The sequence below is a fragment of the Frankia tisae genome, assembly GCF_025403405.1.
GTDB lineage: Bacteria > Actinomycetota > Actinomycetes > Frankiales > Frankiaceae > Frankia > Frankia tisai.
Genome location: NZ_JANEZT010000407.1, coordinates 1 through 5,578 on the forward strand (window position 1 = coordinate 1; position 5,578 = coordinate 5,578).

The window sequence follows — 5,578 nt, forward strand, 5'->3', positions numbered from 1 at the left end:
CACCGGCGGCACCACCGGGCAGGCGCGGGGGGTCGTGCTCTCCCACGACGCGCTGTCCGCCGGCGGCTTCGCGTCCGCGTCGGGGAACGCGGACGAGGGGCTCGTCGGCCTGCTGCCGCTGCCGCTGTCGCACATCTACGGCCTGACGATCAGCGTGATGACGCTGCATGCGCGCAAGCCGGGCCCCGCGGTCCTGATGCGCTGGTTCGATCCCCGCGGGTGGCTGGAGCTGGTGGCCGAACACCGGGTCGCGGTCAGCGCGCTGGTGCCGTCCATGATTGGTCAACTGCTCGCGGAGCCGTTGGACCTGGCCGACACATCGTCGCTGCGTCGCGTCACCAGTGGCGGCGCGCCGCTGCCGAGGGAGATCGCGCTCGAGTGGCAGCGGCGCCTGCCCGGCGTCGAGCTGGTCGAGGGGTATGGCTGCACGGAGAGCGCGGGCGGCGTCACCACCACGCCGCCGGGCGCGGCGCGACTGGGCAGCGTGGGTCTTCCCGCGCCCGGGGTCGAGGTGCGCGTCGAGCTGCCCGACGGCTCGGCGGCCGGCCCCGGGCAGGACGGGGAGATCTGCCTGCGGGGCCCGATGCTGATGACGGGGTACTGGCAGGCGCCGCAGGCCACCGCCGAGGCGCTGCGTGGCGGCTGGCTGCACACCGGTGACGTGGGGCGCTGCGACGTCGACGACTACCTGTACGTCGTCGACCGGATCAAGGACCTGATCATCCGCGGCGGGGTCAACGTCTACCCGCGTGACGTCGAGGACGGCCTGCTCGGCCATCCCGACGTCGCCGCGTGCGGGGTCGTCGGTCGGGCCGACCATCGCCACGGCGAGGAGGTGATCGCCTACGTGCAGCTCGTCACCGGCGGCACGGTCTCCCCGGCGGAACTGGTGCGCTGGGGCCGGGCCCGGCTCGGGCCCCTGCGCTACCCCCGCGAGGTGCACATCGTCGAGGCGCTGCCGCTCACCAGCGTGCTCAAGACCGACCGCCGGGCCCTGCGGTCGCTGACCGCCGCCGCCTCGCCGTCCCGGCGCACCACGCCCGCCGGCACCACGCCCGCCGACGGGCCTCAGCGCGCTCAGAGCGTCGAGTGAACCCCGTGGCTCTGGATCGCGCCCCGGGCCAGGCTTAGCGCCGCCGGCGAGGCGATGTTGGCCGCGTCCATGAAACTGAACGCGAACAGGCCGTCCCGGCTGAGCTGGCTCGGCGCGTCCCCGGACAGCAGCGCATGGATGTCCGACTCCCACGTCGTCTGCGACTCGGACTTGTAGTGGGCCAGCATGACCGGGCCGTACTGGCCGAGCGCCTTCGTCATGTCCCGCACGTCGGCGGCGTTCGAGTCGGTGCCCATCGCCTGGAAGCTCTCGAAGTCCGAGGCGCGCAGCACGTCCGCGAAATGGGTGATCAGCGAGCGGCCGCCGCCGGCGACCGGATCGTCCCAGCGGCTCTGCCAGCCGCCCCAGCCGAGCGACACCCGTGCGTTCGGCGCGCTGGAATGGAAGATGTTCAGCGCCGCCAGGTACTGGTCCTGCAGCGCGAGGTAGTAGTTGGTGGTGTCCGGCGTGGTGGCCCACGCATTCGGGTGGCACGGGTACGTCTGAAACTCGGTGAACAGCGTGACGTAGAGCGCGGGACCGCCGGCGGGGCCGGCGAAGATCGACGCGAGCTCCCGCGCATTGTCGAGGAAGCCGCTCGACAGCGGGTACTCGCGGCCGCACGCCGGGCCGTGCGCAGTCTGGACGGTGCCGACCCCACCGGTGCCGTCAAGCCAGACGATGAGGTGGATGCCGTGCCCCGAGCGGTAGACCTCGGGGATCAGATCGGCCTTCCAGTTGCGCAGGAAGCTCAGATCGTTCGGCCCGTTGTACCAGGTGCTGAGGAAGTCCAGGTCGGGCGCCAGCGGGGAGCTGTGGGCGCTGTCGAGCCCGGGGCCCAGCCCGAAGCGCAGCTTGCCCGCCGGGGTGGCCGGGACGGGCCGGGTCTCGGCGGCCAGCGCCCGGCGCGGCGGCGCGGCGCGGCCGGACCGGCCAACCGGGCCGCCCGCCGTCTCGCCGCCGCCCCCCGGATCGACCGCCGCGGCGACGCCGTCCCCGCCAGCGGTGGCGTGGCCTTCGCCGTGCCCGACGAGCGGGACCGCGACGGCGACCGCGGCGAGCAGAGCAACGAGGGGAACCGGCAAATGTCGGAACCTCCGATTACGCATCGATACATTCCTCCTGCGACGACCATCCGGTAGGGGCAAAACTGTAGTCGATCGAATACTTTTCGGCGTCGAATGTGCTGCGCGATTCGGCCGGAGCGGCGGATCCGCTCACGCGAGCGGCGATTGCGCGGGCGGCAAGGTTTGCCGATTGGTGTCGGACTGGTGGGTACCAGCCGGTGAAGCTTGTCCCCTTCGTGGTCGTTCGAGGGTGGGGGTCGGTGGTGAGCGGGTACGCCCAGCGGCACCATGAACCTCCGTGATCAGACAACGAAGCTGCTGACCGCCTGGATCCGGGGCCGGCGCCAAGCCGCGCCCGGGGTCGGGACCATCGAGGCGAAGGCGCGGACGCCGGCCGAGCCGGCGGCAGTCGCGCCGGGGCAAGTCGCGCCGGGGCAAGTCGCGCCGGGGCAAGTCGCGCCGGGGCAAGTCGCGCCGGAGGCCGAGGCCGAGGACGAGCTGGGCGACCTGATCCGGCTGGTCGCCCAGGAGGGGTTCGGCTTCCCGGAGTTGCGGGACGGTCAGCTGGATGCCATGCGGGCCGTCGTCGAAGGCCGGGACACGGTGTGCGTGCTGCCGACCGGCCGTGGCAAGTCGGCGGTCTACCAGATCCCGGCGCTGGTGCTGGCCGGCCCGACCATCGTGGTCTCGCCGTTGATCGCCTTGCAGCGCGACCAGGTCCGCGGGCTGACCGAGCGGCTGTCGGGCCTGCTCGGCGACGACCCGCCGGCCGCCGCGGCGAACTCGGATGCGGGGCGGGCGGCCCGCCACGCCGCTTTCGACGCGATCCGGCAGGGGCGCACCGAGTTCCTCTTCCTGGCCCCGGAGCAGCTTGCCCGCGACGACGTACGCGCGGCGCTGCGCGAGGCGCGACCGTCCCTGTTCGTCGTCGACGAGGCCCATTGCATCGCATCCTGGGGGCACGACTTCCGGCCCGACTATGCCCAGCTGGGGCAGGTCGTCGAGGACCTCGGGCATCCGACGGTCGTGGCCCTGACGGCCACCGCGGCCCCACCGGTGCGCCGGGAGATCCGGGAGCGGCTTCGGCTGCGGGACCCGGTCGAGGTCGTGCGGGGGTTCGATCGGCCCGAGATCTTCCTGTCCGTGGTGTCGTTCACCGACGAGGAGGCCAAGCGGGCGACTCTGATCGAACGCATCGCAGGGGAGGCCAAGCCGGCGCTGGTCTACGCGGCCACCCGGCGGGCCACGGAGGAGCTGGCCGACGAGCTCGCCGGCCTGGGGCTGACAGTGCATCCGTACCACGCCGGCCTGAGGGCCGCGCGGCGGCGCGAGATCGAGGCGGACTTCCGGGCAGACCGGTGCGACGTGGTGGTCGCCACGACCGCGTTCGGCATGGGCATCGACAAGCCTAACGTCCGCACCGTCATCCACGCCGAGGTGGCGGACTCCCTCGACTCCTACTACCAGGAGATCGGCCGCTCCGGGCGGGACGGGGAGCCCGCGGTGGCCTGCCTGTTCTACCGGCCGGAGGATCTCGGTCTGCGGCGCTTCTTCGCCTCCGGCCGGGTCGACGAGACGGCCTTACGACGCGTCGCGGTGCTGCTGGGGCACGCCGACGGACCGGTGACGGCGCGGGAGCTGGCCACGGCGGCCGGGCTGCGTGACACGGCGCTGACCCGGCTGGTGGACCTGCTCGCCAGCGCGGAGGTGGTGGCGGTCCACGACGACGGGCACATCGTCGCGCGAGCGGACGCCCCGGACCCGGAGGAGGCGGCGCGCCGCGCGCTCGCGGTGGCCGAGGCGCGGGTCGAGGTCGAACGTTCCCGCGTCGAGATGATGCGCGGCTACGCCGAGACCCGCGACTGCCGGCGCGCGTTCCTGCTGGCCTACTTCGGGGAGACGACGGACGGCCCGTGCGGGCGCTGCGACAATTGCCTGGCGGGCCTGCCGGCCCAACGGCGGCCCGAAACCACCGACGGTGAAGCCCCGTTCCCGGCCGGCGCCGCGGTGCGTCACGTCTCATGGGGCCGGGGGCAGGTCGTCAAGGAGGATGGCGATCGCATCACGGTGCTGTTCGACGATGTGGGCTACCGCACCCTGTCGGTGGGCGCGGTCCGGGAGCGTCACCTGCTCGATCGGACGTGAAAGACCTGCGCCGCAGGGCATCCCCCCACTGACGGGCCCGCACCTACAGGTACGCCGGTGGTGGCGGCAACTGTCCGGTCCATCCCGAGATGTCCGATGATGTCGTTTCCTGACATCGTCGCTTGCCGTGCGCTGGATTCAAGCATGGTCACGCGTCCGGCAGAGCAGGGAGGACCATGACCGCGCAAGCGGATCTTCAGATGAGCACCGCCCTGGTCACAGGGGCGTCGTCAGGTATCGGCGCGGCCTTCGCGGAGGCGTATGCGGCCCGGGGCGCCACGCTCGTCCTGGTGGCGCCGGCGGAGTCCAAGCTGGAGGAGGTCGCGGAGCGGCTCGGCACCCGCTACGGGGTTGACGTGCACGCGGTACCCATCGACCTCGCCGAGGAGAGCGGCCCCGACCAGCTTGCCAAGGCGGTCGCCGAAACCGGCTTGGAGATCGACATCCTCGTCAACAACGCCGGCTTCGGAACTCGTGGGCCGTACCACGAGCTGTCCGCCGACCGGGACCACCGTGAGGTGATGTTGAACGTTGTTGCGGTGGAGCGGGTCGCGCACCTGTTCCTGCCGGCGATGGTCGCCCGGGGCTCCGGCACCATCATCAACGTGTCGTCGACCTCGGGCTTCCAGGCCGTTCCCTACATGGCGGTCTATGGAGCCTCCAAGGCCTTCGTCCTGTCGTTCTCCATCGGTCTGTGGGCCGAATGCCGGCCTCGCGGGGTGCGCGTGCTCGCCCTGTGCCCGGGGCCGACCGACACCAACTTCTTCGAGGCGCTGGGCTCGCAGATGTCCGCCGGCGGCCGGTTGCGGACCACTGATGAGGTGGTGGCGGCGGCCTTCCGCGCCCTCGACCGGGGCCAGGCCTACGTCATCGACGGCCGGTTGAACTTCCTGACCTCCAACGCTTCCCGGCTGCTGCCTCGCGGCCTGGTCGCGCGGATCACCGAGCGGGTGCTGCGGTCCGGGTCGCTGGCCGCGCTGCCGGGCGCGGCACCCAGGAGCCGCCGCGCCGCCTGATCGGGCTACTCCGACCGGCCGCTGCGTGCGGTCCGATTGGACCACCCCGGCCACCGGCCGCCGCGAGGGTTCGTGCCGCGACGCGCCCATCCGGCGGCCGATCGACCTATCCCCCGACCGGGCGACCCCGCAGTGGCCTGGTCGGGGGGCGTCGGCGTCGGCTGCGCCACCGTCGGCTGCGCCACCGTCGGCTGCGCCACCGTCGGCTGCGCCACCGTCGGCTGTTGCCGGCTGAGGCGTCGGCAGCGGGGGCGGGG

At 72.8% G+C, this 5,578-nt stretch carries 4 protein-coding genes; 3 read left to right on the forward strand and 1 reads right to left on the reverse strand.

Annotated features, from left to right (window positions below; genetic code table 11):
• A partial coding sequence (locus tag NBZ85_RS26770; protein ID WP_261562829.1) for a class I adenylate-forming enzyme family protein occupies positions 1-1,093 on the forward strand: 1,093 nt, incomplete at its 5' end.
• Here NBZ85_RS26770 and NBZ85_RS26775 read toward each other — a convergent pair.
• Entirely contained in the window at positions 1,078-2,178 is a 1,101-nt protein-coding gene (locus tag NBZ85_RS26775; protein WP_261556820.1) for a hypothetical protein, read from the reverse strand. The two genes, NBZ85_RS26770 and NBZ85_RS26775, sit on opposite strands and share 16 nt — an antisense overlap.
• A gap of 270 nt (positions 2,179-2,448) precedes the next feature.
• On the opposite strand from NBZ85_RS26775, the gene NBZ85_RS26780 reads away from it, so the two are divergent.
• A complete protein-coding gene (locus tag NBZ85_RS26780) occupies positions 2,449-4,305 on the forward strand; it encodes a RecQ family ATP-dependent DNA helicase (RefSeq protein ID WP_261562830.1) in 1,857 nt (618 codons plus the stop codon).
• Between the two features lie 176 nt (positions 4,306-4,481).
• Complete coding sequence (locus NBZ85_RS26785; protein ID WP_261562831.1) at positions 4,482-5,321, forward strand: SDR family NAD(P)-dependent oxidoreductase; 840 nt, start codon at positions 4,482-4,484, stop codon at positions 5,319-5,321.
• Positions 5,322-5,578: the final 257 nt, after the last annotated feature.